13 protein-coding genes are annotated in these 13,499 nt (G+C 56.7%); 5 read left to right on the forward strand and 8 right to left on the reverse strand.

Annotated features, from left to right (window positions below; translation table 11 throughout):
* Nucleotides 1-59: 59 nt before the first annotated feature.
* Entirely contained in the window at nt 60-2,495 is a 2,436-nt protein-coding gene (locus JOE33_RS20220) for a TonB-dependent receptor (protein ID WP_122579555.1), read from the forward strand.
* A 427-nt stretch (nt 2,496-2,922) separates the two neighbouring features.
* Here the strand turns inward: JOE33_RS20220 and JOE33_RS20225 are convergent, their stop codons facing one another.
* Nucleotides 2,923-3,396 (reverse strand): YchJ family protein, encoded by a 474-nt coding sequence (locus JOE33_RS20225; RefSeq protein ID WP_209924124.1) that lies wholly within the window; start codon nt 3,394-3,396, stop codon nt 2,923-2,925.
* Between the two features lie 798 nt (nt 3,397-4,194).
* Here JOE33_RS20225 and JOE33_RS20230 point away from each other — a divergent pair.
* Together JOE33_RS20230 and JOE33_RS20235 are read left to right on the forward strand one after the other, a co-directional pair.
* Nucleotides 4,195-5,235, forward strand: a complete 1,041-nt coding sequence (locus tag JOE33_RS20230) for a hypothetical protein (protein ID WP_187625218.1) — start codon at nt 4,195-4,197, stop codon at nt 5,233-5,235.
* Nucleotides 5,216-5,872 carry an NADAR family protein gene (locus JOE33_RS20235; RefSeq protein ID WP_058392582.1) on the forward strand — a complete coding sequence of 219 codons (657 nt, stop codon included), beginning with the start codon at nt 5,216-5,218 and terminating at the stop codon, nt 5,870-5,872. The genes JOE33_RS20230 and JOE33_RS20235 overlap by 20 nt, the downstream gene beginning before the upstream one ends.
* Before the next feature lie 548 nt (nt 5,873-6,420).
* On the opposite strand, the gene JOE33_RS20240 is transcribed toward JOE33_RS20235, so the two are convergent.
* The 4 genes from JOE33_RS20240 to JOE33_RS20255 form a co-directional block, all read right to left on the reverse strand.
* On the reverse strand, nt 6,421-6,930 hold the full coding sequence (locus tag JOE33_RS20240) for an HNH endonuclease signature motif containing protein (RefSeq protein ID WP_187625219.1): 510 nt from the start codon (nt 6,928-6,930) through the stop codon (nt 6,421-6,423).
* A 151-nt stretch (nt 6,931-7,081) separates the two neighbouring features.
* Nucleotides 7,082-7,375 carry a hypothetical protein gene (locus JOE33_RS20245; RefSeq protein WP_187625220.1) on the reverse strand — a complete coding sequence of 98 codons (294 nt, stop codon included), beginning with the start codon at nt 7,373-7,375 and terminating at the stop codon, nt 7,082-7,084.
* Between the two features lie 76 nt (nt 7,376-7,451).
* Nucleotides 7,452-8,726, reverse strand: a complete 1,275-nt coding sequence (locus tag JOE33_RS20250) for a tyrosine-type recombinase/integrase (protein ID WP_187625221.1) — start codon at nt 8,724-8,726, stop codon at nt 7,452-7,454.
* A 227-nt stretch (nt 8,727-8,953) separates the two neighbouring features.
* The gene (locus JOE33_RS20255; RefSeq protein ID WP_010421220.1) at nt 8,954-9,451 is read right to left on the reverse strand and encodes a DUF6231 family protein; all 498 of its coding nucleotides are present in this window, start codon (nt 9,449-9,451) and stop codon (nt 8,954-8,956) included.
* Between the two features lie 220 nt (nt 9,452-9,671).
* Here JOE33_RS20255 and JOE33_RS20260 point away from each other — a divergent pair, with 220 nt between their 5' ends.
* Entirely contained in the window at nt 9,672-9,947 is a 276-nt protein-coding gene (locus JOE33_RS20260) for a DUF1145 domain-containing protein (protein WP_010432432.1), read from the forward strand.
* Complete coding sequence (locus JOE33_RS20265) at nt 9,940-10,698, forward strand: collagen-like protein (protein WP_187625222.1); 759 nt, start codon at nt 9,940-9,942, stop codon at nt 10,696-10,698. Before JOE33_RS20260 ends, JOE33_RS20265 begins: the two co-directional genes overlap by 8 nt.
* Nucleotides 10,699-10,767: 69 nt before the next feature.
* On the opposite strand, the gene JOE33_RS20270 is transcribed toward JOE33_RS20265, so the two are convergent.
* The 3 genes from JOE33_RS20270 to JOE33_RS20280 all read right to left on the reverse strand — a co-directional run bounded on the left by JOE33_RS20270 (nt 10,768) and on the right by JOE33_RS20280 (nt 13,430).
* On the reverse strand, nt 10,768-11,799 hold the full coding sequence (locus JOE33_RS20270) for a purine nucleoside permease (RefSeq protein ID WP_187625223.1): 1,032 nt from the start codon (nt 11,797-11,799) through the stop codon (nt 10,768-10,770).
* 26 nt (nt 11,800-11,825) lie between these two features.
* Nucleotides 11,826-12,785, reverse strand: coding sequence for a nucleoside-specific channel-forming protein Tsx (locus tag JOE33_RS20275; RefSeq protein ID WP_025990976.1), 960 nt, complete (start codon nt 12,783-12,785; stop codon nt 11,826-11,828).
* 180 nt (nt 12,786-12,965) lie between these two features.
* Nucleotides 12,966-13,430 carry a CopD family protein gene (locus JOE33_RS20280; protein ID WP_032614921.1) on the reverse strand — a complete coding sequence of 155 codons (465 nt, stop codon included), beginning with the start codon at nt 13,428-13,430 and terminating at the stop codon, nt 12,966-12,968.
* Between the last annotated feature and the right edge of the window lie 69 nt (nt 13,431-13,499).

The raw sequence follows: 13,499 nt of genomic DNA on the forward strand, positions 1-13,499 counted from the left end.
ACTTTCGAGCGTTCGTGCGGCTAACAGGCATTGAGAAGTATTCCATCAGGAGTTGCCCGATGTCCCGTTCGTTAGACACCCTTCTGCGTCCCAGTCTGTTGGCCGTGGCAATTGCCCTTTGCACGCCTCTGACCAGCCCGCTGTCGATGGCGGCGCAGCAGGCCAGCGTGGTTGCCTATGATCTGCCCGCAGGTCCGATGGCGACTACGCTGAATCAGATCTCCAGCCAGGGCGGTCTGGCACTGAGTCTTGACCCGGCACTGGTCGCCGGCAAAACCAGCTCTGCAGTGAAAGGCAATTTCGACGCGGCGACGGCCTTGCGCGAGGCGCTGCGTGGCAGCGGCCTGCAACTGGTGCAGAGCAGCGCCGGGACCTACACGCTGATGGTCATGGAACAGAACGCCTTGAACCTGTCGGACGTGAACATCAACGCCAACAGCACGCCCCTCGAAGGTTCGGAAGCGGCAGGTTATCGCAGCGAGAACGTCAGCAGCGTCGGTGCGCTGGGTGGCATGAGGCTGCAGGACACGCCTTATTCCATCAGCGTCACGCCTCAGGCATTGCTGAAAAACATCCAGGCGACCTCGCTGGACGATGTCATCAAGCACAACCCGTTCACCCAGATGTACTCGCCGACCAGCGCCGGTTATGCCAGTGCCGTCAACATCCGTGGTTTCAGCAGCGCCGGCAGCCTGAACATCGCCAATGATGGCCTGCGGTTCACCAATGGTGCCGACGGCAGCAACTACATGGAGGAGATGGAGCAACTGGAAGTCATCACCGGTCTGACCGGCTTCCTGTACGGTCCGGCCTCGCCGGGCGGACTGGTCAACTATGTGCTCAAGCGCCCGACCTATCAACGCTACAACAGCGTCACGCTGGGCAATGCCGGGGGTGAGAATTACTACCTGCACGGTGACTTCGGCGGGCCGATCGACAGTGAAGGCAAGTTCGCCTATCGCCTCAATGTGCTGACCCAGGATGGTGAAACGGCCGTCGATCTGAACAAGCGTCGTCGCGAGATGATTTCCCTGGCGCTGGACTGGAACGTGTCCGACGACCTGCTGGTGCAGTTCGACGCCTCGCACAAGAAGACCGAAATTCGCGGCCTGACCAGTTACTGGTATTTCGGTGACCAGTCCCTGCGCCCCAGTGCGGCATCGCTGGACAACGACAAGCTCTACAGCCAGAAGTGGTCGTTTTCCGATTATGAGTCCGACAAGGCCGGCGTGCGCGCCAAGTGGCGCTTGAACGACACCTTCACCTTGCGCGCGGCCTTCGCTGCCCAGCAGTACACCTCGGAGAACACCTACACCGGGCCGACGGTCTACAGCGCGGGCCTTTACTCGCAGCCGCTGTATGCCTTCGCCCCGATTGAAACCGAAGAAAAGACCGGCTCGTTGTTCCTCGATGCGGCGTTCGACACCGGTTTTCTCGGTCACAAGGTTACCGTTGGCTATCAGGGTAATACCTCGCGCCAGAAACAGTACGAGGATCACATTCCCTACACACCCGATCAGCCCGGCCCGCAATACGCCTCGCCAGTGGGCACGATACCGCTGGACCAGACACCTCAGGTTGGCAAGCCTGCGTACTCGATCGGGCATGGCGACCAGCGCCTGGCCAACAGTTCGGAAAGCAACAACATCCTGATCGGTGACGTCATCACCTTCAACGAACAATGGTCAACGATTCTGGGTGTGACCAACACGCAGATCAAAACCTACGCCAACGAGTTCGTTTATGCCAAGGCGTTCGGTTCCGCCGAAACCGAGACCACCTACAACGAGAGCAAGACTTCGCCGAACATCTCGCTGGTCTATAAGCCGCTGCCGTGGCTGACCACCTACGCCACCTATATAGAAGGCCTGCAATCGGGCGGCGTTGCGCCTAGCGGTACGCTCAATGCCGGCCAGGCGTTTGCGCCTGAAATCAGCGAGCAATACGAAATCGGCGCCAAGGCGACGCTGGGTGAAACACTGTTGACCCTGGCGCTGTTCAACATCGAAAAGCCTAATGGCTACACCACGGGTGGCAACATTTACGTGGTTGACGGACGTCAGGAAAACAACGGCCTGGAGTTCAGTGTGACTGGCAAGGTCATCCCTGAGCTGACACTGGTCGGCGGCTTTACCTTGCTTGACCCGAAGATCAAGAAAACCGGCGTCGCGGCGGATGAAGGCAACGTACCGACCAACGTCGCCAAGCAACTGGCCAAGGTCTACGCCGAATACGACATCAACCAGGTACCAGGCCTGGCGATGACCGGCGGGGCGTTCTACACCGGCAAGCAATACACCGATCAAAGCAACGAAAACGACCTGCCGTCCTTCACCACCTTCGACGCCGGAGCCCGCTACCGCCTGCGCCTTTCGGAAAACGACCTGACCCTGCGCGTCAACGTCAGCAACCTGACCAACAAGGAATACTGGCTCAACAGCAGCTACCTGGGCGACCCACGCACCGTCGCGTTTTCGGCGCAACTGGAGTTTTGAGGCGAGCCAGACCGCTGTGTGACGCATAGCGTCACGAACTGCATGCCTACGCGGAGCATGGGAACTATAGTCAAAACCGCAGCCACTGCTGCAAAAGCGCTTTTCTACCACGATGGCACAGACGACGCAGAGTGCGACGTAAGTGACGGCTGAGTCCTGGCGCTGATCCGGGGGTAGCCTGGCAGGACGCCAGGCTAGCCGCACCGGGCCATGGATGGCCCGTTGCGGCGACCCCCGGATCAGCGTCAGGGCGAAGGAACCCGACGAAGTCGGGCCGGAAACGGAGCCAGGGGGTTTGGTTACTTTGGCCCCATCAAAGTAACTCGCCGAGGGGCGAAAAGGTGACCTGAGCCGAACCCAATCTACCTAACAAAGAAAAACCGCCGTGTGACGCATGCACGATCCCGCTCAGGCAAAGAGGCGCGGCTCAGTCCACATAAGCCGAGCAGCACTTCTTGAACTTCTGCTCACTGCCACACGGACACGCATCATTACGCCCAGCCTTCAGCGGCACGGTGGAGTCGATGAAGTACCAGCGCCCCTGATTCTGCACGAACGACGAACGCTCCTTGTGACTGTACTCACCGTTGCCATCGTGCCAGCGAGCGGTAAAGGTCACGAAGGCATGCTCGGGCTTGCCGCCGAACACCTCCGAGCTTTCTACCTCCAGCCCCAGCCAGGTGCTCTGCGCACTCCACTGGGCAATGGCCTCACGGTCCAGCCCGCTCTGCTGCACCGGCAGCGTGGTCTGCACCAGATAGTCGGTCAGCCCCAGCACATAGGCGCTGTAGCGCGAGCGCATCAGTTTTTCCGCACCGGGTGCAGGCTGCCCCGCGTGATAGCGACCGCAGCAGGCCAGCAACAGATCGCCGCTGCCGCAGGGGCAAATGGCACTACTCATAGGTCACCACCAATACTTTCCAAAATTCTCCGGGTTGGCCCAGAACTGTGAGGGGTATGGCGGCAGGCCAAGCGTAGCGGGCTTCATAGAGGACCTCAAGGAGTTTGGTGACAAAGCTGGTGACAGTGTTGGTGACAGGAAGGGAGATCGCAAGAGTCAATTCACTGGGGTCCTTATCGCGCCCGTGAGCGTCCACACGGGGGCCTACGGGGAAGCCTGAGCGGGAAGTCTTGTAATGGTAGCCACTCAGATTTTTCTCTGGGATTTTCAAAGACTCTCATGGAGTCCCCAGCATCTATGAGCTGATGAGAAATTAACGATCAGCCAGTAGGCCACTTGGACAGCAACACAGACCCAGTAGCAGGCTTGTAGCGTGTCCATGAGGTTGCTCCTTAGGGTTACTTGGTGATCCGCCCCCCATTGGTCGATCTTGTCTTTGGACTTTGCTCTGACCTTCGCGCCCTTCGTTTCGGCCACCTTTAGGTTGATCTCTTGGGCGTATCCACGGAGCCAGTCCAGACCGTGGGGCTTTACCCGCCCGCCTTCCCGATTGCTGAAGCCCGATGAAACCTTCATAAAGGCTCCCACCTCGAAGCCCTGTCCCTTGAGGTGCGGAGCGTTTTCATGGCTACCGAAGTTGTCTACGGAAGACCCGAAGGTGCCTATAGACACCAGAGCTTCGAGGGCAAGGGATATTGGTTTAGACGTGTAGCGTTTAACGTCGGTTTCAGTGTTGGTTCTGGCAGGTGGGCGGGGTAGTATCGGTTTACAATCATCGTCATAAGGCAGGGATACCACATGAGCGAGCGACACAACCTTCTGCTCTCTGTAGCTGACACAATCAAGAGCTATCGAAACGACGAGTTACCCGAGCCGACACCGGACCACGTAGATCGCTGGCTCCATCAGTTCACCCAAGACCAGCAGCTGCCGTTCCTTCGTGAATTCGACCACGTCATGAAACAGAGCTTCATCACCCAGAAAAACGTGGAAACCTTCCTCAGGAATCTCGTGCGCAATGAGAAGCTTGCCGGTGGAGACCCTGTATCCTTTTGGTCAGCCGCTCACTTTCTAAAGGTTCAGCAGAATGGTCAAAGTCAGAAGGAGATGCTGAAGCTTTTCGCAAGGTGTTTGGCAGACGAATGCGGCGTCAATCTTGCCAGCTGTGGTAAGGAGAATGGTGATTACATTTATCTTGATGACGTACTGTTCAGTGGCAGTCGTGTTGGTAACGATCTTGAGCGATGGATCACTGAAGACGCGCCGCAGCTCGCCAAGGTGCATGTGATCGTGGCGGCCATGTATACCAGTGGGTCTTACTTCGTTGGTCGACGGCTCAAGGACGTGATCGCAAAATCGGGCAAGACGATTACGATCATGTATTGGCGTTCTGTGGAGTTAGAAAATCGCAAGACCTATAAGAACCGGTCAAGCGTTCTCTGGCCTTGTTCTATCCCGGAGACGGCAGAAGTGCAGACCTATATGGCCCTGCCCACCAAATTTCCGTTTGAGCCTCGGCAAGCAAGTTCAGCTGTTTATCCTTTTTCGTCTGAAGCTGGTCGTCAGGTGCTGGAGAGTGAGTTTTTAATTGCTGGTGCTAAGATCAGGGCTCTCAGTGAGAATCCTAAACAATCTATACGTCCCCTTGGGTTCAGCCCATTCGGCTTAGGTTTTGGCTCAATGCTCGCCACCTATCGCAATTGCCCCAACAACAGCCCGCTTGCCATCTGGTGGGGCGATCCTGATGTCACGTCAGGGGCTTTGCATTGGTATCCCTTATTGCAGCGTGAAGGCTACTCTTCCCTGCGCAATATCTTCGATGATCTTTCAGAACTCTAAAGGTACTCGTGTGAGAAGCAACCTGCTACGCACCTACCGCAGGTCCGAGGTCGTTATTGTCTATAAGACCAAAGACGATTTTGGTGGCCTCTCAAATATGGCATCAGGCTATCCTTTGAGGATTCACGGGATTCGCATACTCACGTCCGAGGCACTTTATCAAGCTTGCCGGTTTCCTCACATACCAGATCTTCAACGTGAAATTATTGGCCAACACAGTCCAATGACCGCAAAGATGAAGAGTAAACCTCATCGAGGAAACTCCAGATCAGATTGGCAGCAGGTTCGCTACAAAGTTATGCGATGGTGTCTGCGCGTCAAACTTGCTCAAAACTACGAAAAGTTTGGAGCGCTACTTCTATCTACAGGTGAAAAGCCAATCGTCGAATTATCCCGGAAGGACGATTACTGGGGTACTAAGGCTGTAGATGATTCAGGAGATGTTCTGATAGGTCAAAACGTACTGGGTCGTCTTTTGATGGAGTTGCGAGAGTTGCTTAAAGAGGATCTTGGTGAAGAGTTAAAGATAGTGCCTGCACTGAATGTACCAGATTTCTTATTTTTGGATAAGCCCATTGAGACTATGATCGCTTCCAATAGCAATGATGGAGAAGAGGTTCAGCCAGATTTATTTTGATTGGAACATAAGTCGTCCTGTCAGGGCGTGAAGGTTTCACTGGGTGCGCTATTATGTTTAGCGCTTTTCTGTGAAGCGACCGAGCAGGCAATGGGGTAGGAGTAATTATAGTTGCCAGACCAGTCCCTTCTTTGGGAGGGCTAAGGGATTCTCTTTAGGATAAAAGAAAAGACTCATTTGAAGATGGTTATGAGAAATAATCAGTGAGCATACTTTAAGTGTCTTTAAGTTAAGGCCCCTTGAACATTGAGCAATACACGGTGGCCCCAGTCCCGTGCAAGGCAAACCTTGCGATGCCCTTGAGGGGCAACGGCTTACTGGTCTGCAATATCAATGTTCGCTCCTTCCTACTGGAGCCTGACGAAAGGTCAGCTTACCGGGAACGTTAGAGTGTTGGCGATCAGGTCGCCCTTGGCACTCGGTGGTCTCAGGTCAAACGGTAGGGTCTGCACGGGATATACCCGTAGCCATAGTGAGGGTCTTTGGAATCCATGATGCACGTGGCGTACATAGTCGTTCAACGAAAAGCTCACCTCACTATTAGATACTCACGCCCTTGCAAACTCCCCATGGTAAGTCTTGCGGAGCGTTCTTAAGCATTGCTCGGCTGCCCGTAGGTTGTGCAAGTCGAATTCCTTAAGCTCTCCGTGAACCATAAACGATGCACGGTAATCGCCGTTGGGTAACTTGCGGATGCCCTTGGGGAGGCCGTCACGTTTCAGTTTGCCTTGAGCATTCCAGAGATTCTCAGCGACGGTACAGCATCGCAAGTTGTCGGGGCTGTTGTTCAGTCGGTTACCGTCGATGTGGTCGATAACATTCTGGGCTGGATCAATCCCTGTTTTCATGAAAAAGATAATGCGATGGGTGCGGTAAAATCTACTGTCAAACTTCATTCGGTAATAGCCATCTGTGCCGATGCTTACTACTGGCCCTGTCCGTCCATTGCGACCACGGGTTGCCTTGATGCGGGAGAGGCCAGAGGGACTCGCTGAGTCGATCCTATAGATTTCGTTGAGGTCTTCGAGGGGCGGCAGTGCTGTGTTGAGCTTGGTCATGATTTGTCTCCTATGGCGATTGGTGGGGTGTGCCATAGTGAGGGTCTATATGTTGTGCTTGGGTTGTGTTCTGGTTGCTATATGTAGTGCCTCTTGGGGGTGTGAACTGACTCAATTGCTCAAGCCAGCTACCCGACTCACCTCAACTTTTTTAATTGCGCCAGTCGACCCTGACTTTGTATGTGATCGTCCTTGGCGTAGTGGTGATAGGTGTTTCATCCACTATAGTGCATTCCCCAATGATCCGGTCATCCAGTTTCTGAATAATAGTTGCAATGGGTTCCCATGACTTGTAGTCGGCATGGTTTATCTTAAAGGTTCCCACTTTGTATGAGCCCAGCTCATTGTACATTAGCGGGCCATCAAGCTTCAGATGGTAGCCGGTCGGGTGAATGGTAATTGTTTTTCCGCTTTCAAAGGTTAAGTCAAGCGTAGATACTTCCATGATTACACCTTGCGTAGTTACTCGGTTGTGCTGGTTTAAAGCAGGTGCGCTGGTAAGCGGTATGCCCTTTTTTGCATTACTTGGCTGCCAGTGAGAACGCTTTCACGAGCGCCTCATGAATAACCTCAACGGGTAGCTTTTGGGTTCTCGCGTAAAGGTCCTTGGTGATGTTGCCCCCGCTATGCCCAGTGACAGCCTGCATGATGCTATCCGGCGTCACAGCAGCCAACATCAGTCCCGAGATTGAGTGTCTCAGGGAGTGGAAAGTCTGATCGCCACCTGATTTCAGTCCGAGAGGATTCCTGATGGCATCATTGAGTGGCTTGTCAAAGTAGTGCTTCTTCTGTGTGAACAATCTGCCTTGGCTTCTCTCGACCCATCCAAGGAAGGCATCAAGTGAGAACCCATATGCTCCATCAACCAACGGAACGAGCCTCACAGAGAAAGGGGTCTTAACTGACTTGCCCGTATTCTCATCTTTGTTGATGTCGATAATGGTGATGCCGTTGACCTGTCTCACGTCCTCTTTGGTCAACTGGTATAGCTCCCCGATACGAAGCCCTGTGAGGACTCCCAGAGATATCCCCCAGCGCTTCCAGTCGTCTACAGGAAGGGCGTTTGCATAATCCATCATGGTCGCCACCTGTTCCCGAGAGAACGGCTTACGGGTGCTCTCAGCGCCTCTCTCGATCTTCAAGCCCTTGTCAAATGAGCGATCAAGCAAGCCGTTGTTTACCGCCCAGTCCATCACAGTTGATAGCTGGGTCAGCAATTTGTTGATGGTGAGCGGCTTACGCCCGACCATTACCTTTTCCTTGAGAGCAACCATGTCAGCCCGTGTGTGGGTCTTCAGGTTCAAGTCTCCAAGAAGCCCTGTGAGAGTTCGGCAAGCTGATGTAACTGAATTGTGCGTGGTAGCTCTGACGTTGCCTTTACGCTCAGCCAGATAGAGCCCCGAGAGGGTCTCAAAGGTCACTGGGTCGGCGGATGGCAAAACAGATAGAGATGCAGAAGGGGCTACAGACGTGCCACAAGATAGTTCTCCAATGATCTCCACCAGTTCCTCTGGGCGACCGTCAAGGCGTTCCTGAGCAGCTCTGAGTACACGTTGACCCGTCCCGATGGCCCGCTGTTGACTCACATTGAACCGACCAATCGACGAAGCCTCAGCAAGGTGGTTGCTCATCTCTATATACCGTTCCATGTAGAGGCCCCTTGTATCTTCGTTATGGCCTTGTAGGGCATCCACAGCGATCTCCCTCAGGCGCTCCTTGAGGTCCTCCCACGAAGCCTCAGGCTGGTCGAGATGGAGTACAGCAAGCGTGTTGAGGATGTCTTTAGAGAACTGCATAGCGGTCGGCCTATCGGTGGAGCGGAGAGAGATGGTGAGACTACGGGCCGAGCAGCCCCGAGGACGGACCCTCAGGTAGTAGATCCCTGAGCGCCTGTAATGCCACACAGAGAGGTCCTGAGCTGGTCGTTGGTGACAAGGCTGGTGACAGGTTGGTGACACTTGGCCCTGCTCGGGCATAGCGACGATAGCGTTCATGGTGATGTAAGCCCTTGATATTCATGGGTTTACCACCAGTACTTCCCAAACATTTCCGGGTTGGCCCAGTACTTCGCGTTCAGCCAGTCGGGCACCTGTTTGTACTCACGCAGGTCGTACGTAAACAGGTTCAGCACCTGCTCGTCGCGGGCGAAGCGTTCGCTGGACTGCAGTGCCAGCGAGAAAAAATCGGTCTCCTGCCAACCGCAGGCCTGCAAGTCGGCGAGCACCGCGATGCGACTGGCGTTGAGGTTGCGAATACCACCCAGCAGCTCCAGGCCGGTACGCTTGGGGATGTGCTCAAGGCAATCGACCACCAGCGCCAGGTCGAAACGTTGTGCTGCGAGATGGGCGGGCAGCGCACCGGGCTCGGCCAGCGCAACCTCGGTCTGCGGATGGGCCTCCTGAAAGGCTTGCAACGCCGGGAATGCCTGAGCGCCGATCAACAGCAGACGTTGCGGCGCATAGCGATCGAGCAGGGCAGCCAGCGCTTGTTGGGGCGTACGGTTCGAGTAGCCGACGGTCATCGAAAGTCCTCTGGTTGACGAACAAGACTAGCCTGCCGGACCGGCTCTGAACAGCCGTCAGTCTCAGGCGGGCATCCACAGATACATGACAACGATCTATGCTTGATCTTTTTCAACACACCGCTGGCATATTCGGCGTACAGCACGTCTACTGTGCGGCGACGAAAAGCATGCGAAGACTGCAATTTCGTAACGGATCATGACAAGGGGTGGGCAGGCAATGAAGGTGTTTTGGGGGCTGGGAAAGATATTGATGCTGGGCTTCTGGCTGGTGGTGCTGGTCAACGCGGCGATCGAGGCGCCCAGCCCGTTTGGCGTGATGATCGACATGGCCGGCGCGGTGCTGCTGTTGACTCATTTGCTGGAGCTGATTCTGTTCAACGGCAGCCTGCGCGGTCGCCGGCATCCGTGGCGCGACCGGGGCAAAATCATCCTGTTCGGCATCTTTCACGTTCAATCCATCGGCCGTTCGGTCAGGGGGCACTCTCATGCGTAAGCTCGTTCTGCTGGCGGCATTGTTCAGCCCACTGGCCATGGCCCAGGCAATTATCGTTGCACCGCACTCGCTGATGCGTCTGCCTGGCAACAGCAGCGTTCTGCAGGTCGAGCGCCTTGAAGTGTCCGACTACGGCACTCTGCTGATCCCGGCCGGTATCGATGATGTGAAGATTGGCGAGCTGGTCCTGGGCCACGAAGCGCGAATTGCCATCGTCCCTGGCGTGCAGGCGTTCAACATGGTCGTGCTGCACGGTGAGTTCGGCGCCGGCAGCCAGATCACCGCACGGGGCGCACCGGGTACTTTCGAAAAACCTGCACGGCCAGGGCGCAACCTGACCCTGCGCCTGCAGAGCCTGGATGCTGAAGAACTGTCGATTGACGCCCGCGGTGGCGCCGGCAGCCCAGGCTATGCCGGTCTGGATGGCGGCACAGGTGAAGAGCCGGGCTGTACCTGGGGCCAGGCCGGGCGTGGGTATAACGGCGACAGCGGCGGCAATGGGCATGACGGCGCTGCGGGCGCGCAGGTTCGTCTTGAACTGCCACAGAGCTATCCGGCCGAGCGCATCAAGGTGAATGTTGCGGGTGGCGCGGCGGGCAAGGGTGGCGAAGGCGGCAAGGCAGGGAAGGGCGGTGCGTCCAAAGGCTGCATCGTCTACCGCGCTGAAGGCGGCAAGGCCGGCAGAGCGGGAGAGCCCGGTCTGCCAGGTACTGCGGGACCGGCAGGGGCGTTGATCCTGCAACGTCTGTAATCTTCGAGAGCCTGTCCGGGTCAGGTGCAAGGCCATGATCCGGACAGCCGCGACGCTCTTCACATCACATTATTGCGGTACGCCTTTCTCCCAACTCTTCCAGTCGCCGACAATGGCCTGCACCAGCGGGTTGCCGGTGCGGTAGAGGTTTTCCAGCGCCGGGACGAAGGCACCCTGATCGGCGTACTTGAGCAGGTTGTCCACCTCGCTGTAACCCGGATACGGACGGTCGAAGTCGGAGCCCGCGCGGACGACAGCCAGGCGATTGACATCGACCTTGCCGGCCTTGCTGGCGCGCAACAGAGCCTCGTAGGTAGAGTTGTCCTCCTGCTGGGTGGTGCAGTACACGCCCTTGCCGTCGGTCAGCAGCTTGGTCCAGACTTCCGCACGCTCGCTCAGACGCGTCCCGGAAAACCAGGTATTGCCTGCCACGGTGTCGCATTGCGTTACCTGCGGCGGCTGGTTGGCAGGTGCATAAGGGTATTTGACGCGCCAGGCTGCGGACTCCTTGCTCTCGCTGAGCGACACCTTGTGCGACAGGGCAAACGCCTTGGCCTGCAGCTTGGGGTTGAGCTCGAAGACTTCGGTCTTGTAGTCCAGCGGCGGCTTCTCGTTCGGGCCTTTGGTGTTGATGCCCAGATAACCGGTCGGCCAGTCCTTGGGCACATCGCGGGAGTCGATTTCCCACTGCGTGCCGAACTCCACCAGATAATGCGCCCAGGCAGTGGTGCCGAGCGTGCCGTGGTGCGGGTTGATGCCAGCAATGCCGGCGACGATGAAGTAAGTCTTGCGCAGGTCGAATTGCGGCGACAGGGCCAGCGCCAGGGTCGATGCAGCAGCGTTGGTCTGGCCCATGCCGGTGACCAGCAGGCAGACATCCTGATCATTGCAGCGAATGGCCGGGTACTCGGCGGCAAGACCGGGCACCTGGATCGCCTTGGTCAGGTGCAGCCGGTCAATCCAGTTTTGTGCTTCGGGCGCAAACATGGCGACCAGCATGACCTTGGGGGTGACCGGTGCAACTGGCGCGGTAGCCGCCCAGACAGCAGGGCTGAGCACTGCCAGCGTGGCGCAGAGGGTGTTGCGAGTCGTGTGTTTCATGAAAACTCCTGTCGTCATAATAAGGTTCAGAACTGGTAACCCACGCCTGCGTAATAGCCCCAACCGTCGGAGCGCGCGCGGAAGTTGCCATCGCCGAAGTTCAGCTCGCTGCCGTCCTGCCAGTTGCCGCCGTTGTGGAAGTAGCGGCCAACCAAGGTGAAGCGCAGGTGCGTGAAGGCGTAAAGAAGCACATTGGTGGCAACCGTGGAGTTGCCGGTGCGTGCCGGATCGTTTTTCAGGTCCGACCCGAAATCGAAGTTGGTAAAGCCTATGTAGGTCAACGAGGCGCCGTTGTCGAAGGTGCTGATCGGTACGATGTATTTGAGCTGGGCGCGATAGCCATCCCACGAATACTCGTTGCTGGCACCGTAGTTCTCCCACTGATAGCGGCCATAGAAGTTGGCCGACAGATTGACCCGCGAGTGGGTGTCGATGTCGGTGCCCAGACCGCTGTACAGGGTGTTGGCCCTGTTCGCCGTATTGCTGCCGTGGTCATAGATCCAGTCGAAAGCAACGTACCATTCCTTGAACGGCCCGATGGCCAGACTGCGCCCGGCGAGGTAGTCGATCGAGACACGTGGCTCGTGTTCCATGAACAGCGGCGAGCCATGGTCCCAGACGCCCTTGTCATTATCATTGCCGATGCCGAGGATCTTCGGTACGTCGACATAGCCATACAGCTCGAACGGTCCTTTGCGGCCGAAGTATTCGTACTCCAGGTAGATGTCATCGTTGGGTTTGGGGCCGAAGCTGATGTCCTTGCTGCCGATCAGCGTCAGGTCCTGATTGAACCAGTCTGAAAAATACGCGCCTTGACCTTCCTTGGGCGAGGCGGGCGGGCTGAGTGCTTCGCCTTGCGCCGAGTCTTCGGCAGCGGCGGGCTGTGCCAGGACGCTGGTACATGGCAACGCCGCAGCGGCGGCGAACAGCAGAGGCATGAGGAATCTTGAGGGCGTTACGGGTCGAGTGAATGGCGGCTGTGGCATTGAAGCTCCTTTTCGTGGGCGCGTACTGCTGATCGCAAACGTTTGCACAGCTCATGCCAAAGTGCTTCAAGGTGTTGAATGCCTTGGATATCAGGTACAGAAGATGACCGATCGGGCAGGAAACTGCCCGCAAGCCGTGCGCGGTGTCACTGCCAGTGCCCCGCGATGTTCCGTTTTACCTCAAAGGCCCGGACGCGCCGCCGCGAGCATGACCACGGCCAGGCCGATAATCAGGTTGATGCCGACCAGACGGCGGATATGGCCCAATGTTGCCGCGCCCTCGGCCCACTGTTCGGCTTCCACGGCACGACGCAGCTCCGGCAGCTGCAATGACTGGATACGCAAAAACAGCGCAACCATGACGACGTACAGGCCCATCATGATCTGCACATAACGCGGCGCGGTTTCAAAGCCGGTGAAGTTGAGCTGAATCATGCCGATGCCGGTTATCGGCAGCAGCACCACCGCAGCCCAGACCCAAACGAAGAAGCGCGGAAACACCTGGACCCACACTTTCAGGCGAGAAGGGCCTTCAAGTGCTGCAATGACTGCCGGGCGCAACACCATCCAGGCGAAAAACATGCCGCCAACCCACACCAGGGCAGCCAGCAGATGCAATGTATAGACAGTAGAAAAAGCGGTCATCGGACACTCCGTTCTGCGCGGATGGATTTAGCGCGCTATGATAGCGCCCACTCAGAACTACTGAAAATT

Source organism: Pseudomonas sp. PvP027 (genome assembly GCF_017833005.1).
GTDB classification, from domain to species: domain Bacteria; phylum Pseudomonadota; class Gammaproteobacteria; order Pseudomonadales; family Pseudomonadaceae; genus Aquipseudomonas; species Aquipseudomonas congelans.

Coding starts and splice junctions, on each gene's coding strand:
- JOE33_RS20220 (WP_122579555.1), top strand. CDS start 60: ATGTCCCGTTCGTTAGACACCCTTCTGCGTCCCAGTCTGTTGGCCGTG.
- JOE33_RS20225 (WP_209924124.1), bottom strand. CDS start 3,396: ATGAGTAGTGCCATTTGCCCCTGCGGCAGCGGCGATCTGTTGCTGGCC.
- JOE33_RS20230 (WP_187625218.1), top strand. CDS start 4,195: ATGAGCGAGCGACACAACCTTCTGCTCTCTGTAGCTGACACAATCAAG.
- JOE33_RS20235 (WP_058392582.1), top strand. CDS start 5,216: ATGATCTTTCAGAACTCTAAAGGTACTCGTGTGAGAAGCAACCTGCTA.
- JOE33_RS20240 (WP_187625219.1), bottom strand. CDS start 6,930: ATGACCAAGCTCAACACAGCACTGCCGCCCCTCGAAGACCTCAACGAA.
- JOE33_RS20245 (WP_187625220.1), bottom strand. CDS start 7,375: ATGGAAGTATCTACGCTTGACTTAACCTTTGAAAGCGGAAAAACAATT.
- JOE33_RS20250 (WP_187625221.1), bottom strand. CDS start 8,726: ATGCAGTTCTCTAAAGACATCCTCAACACGCTTGCTGTACTCCATCTC.
- JOE33_RS20255 (WP_010421220.1), bottom strand. CDS start 9,451: ATGACCGTCGGCTACTCGAACCGTACGCCCCAACAAGCGCTGGCTGCC.
- JOE33_RS20260 (WP_010432432.1), top strand. CDS start 9,672: ATGAAGGTGTTTTGGGGGCTGGGAAAGATATTGATGCTGGGCTTCTGG.
- JOE33_RS20265 (WP_187625222.1), top strand. CDS start 9,940: ATGCGTAAGCTCGTTCTGCTGGCGGCATTGTTCAGCCCACTGGCCATG.
- JOE33_RS20270 (WP_187625223.1), bottom strand. CDS start 11,799: ATGAAACACACGACTCGCAACACCCTCTGCGCCACGCTGGCAGTGCTC.
- JOE33_RS20275 (WP_025990976.1), bottom strand. CDS start 12,785: ATGCCACAGCCGCCATTCACTCGACCCGTAACGCCCTCAAGATTCCTC.
- JOE33_RS20280 (WP_032614921.1), bottom strand. CDS start 13,430: ATGACCGCTTTTTCTACTGTCTATACATTGCATCTGCTGGCTGCCCTG.